Source organism: Photobacterium chitinilyticum (genome assembly GCF_004104355.1).
Classification (GTDB): Bacteria; Pseudomonadota; Gammaproteobacteria; order Enterobacterales; family Vibrionaceae; genus Photobacterium; species Photobacterium chitinilyticum.
The window spans coordinates 1-537 of record NZ_RJLM01000152.1 but is presented as its reverse complement, the minus strand read 5'-3'; the positions used below and the strand labels follow the sequence as shown (position 1 = coordinate 537).

The window sequence follows — 537 nt, the reverse complement described above, 5'->3', positions numbered from 1 at the left end:
CATTCGGAAATCCCAGTCTCAAGTGATTTTTACTATCTAAACTGGGCTTATCGCAAGTTAATACGTCCTTCGTCGCCTCTGACTGCCAAGGCATCCACCGTGTACGCTTRGTCACTTAACCATACAACCCCAAGAGGTTTCGTATGGCTCAACAACCAAGGTTCACTCTCTAATTAAAGAGAATAATTTGTTTTCGCCGGACTCTACACAAGACACTTGAATGTGTTTGTTTTGAGAACTCGTATCTTCTCTCGAAGATACTATTGTAATCCAATCATTCGATTGAATTTACTAGTCAGCTTTCCAGATTGTTAAAGAGCATAACGCAAAAAGCGTTAATCAATAACCGGAGTCATTCATTAGCGCTTTCGCTTGTTCTTTTACATKTYAACCAGGCAATCTGTGTGGACACTGCATTAAACAGCAAGTCTTTAGGTAAGGAGGTGATCCAGCCCCAGGTTCCCCTAGGGCTACCTTGTTACGACTTCACCCCAGTCATGAACCACACCGTGGTAAACGCCCTCCCCGAAGGGTTAA

At 43.4% G+C, this 537-nt stretch carries 2 rRNA genes; both read right to left on the bottom strand.

The features are described from left to right. A 23S ribosomal RNA gene (locus EDI28_RS26310) occupies positions 1–121 on the bottom strand; the annotation flags it as partial. 315 nt (positions 122–436) lie between these two features. Continuing rightward, positions 437–537: ribosomal RNA gene (locus tag EDI28_RS26305) — 16S ribosomal RNA — on the bottom strand; the annotation flags it as partial.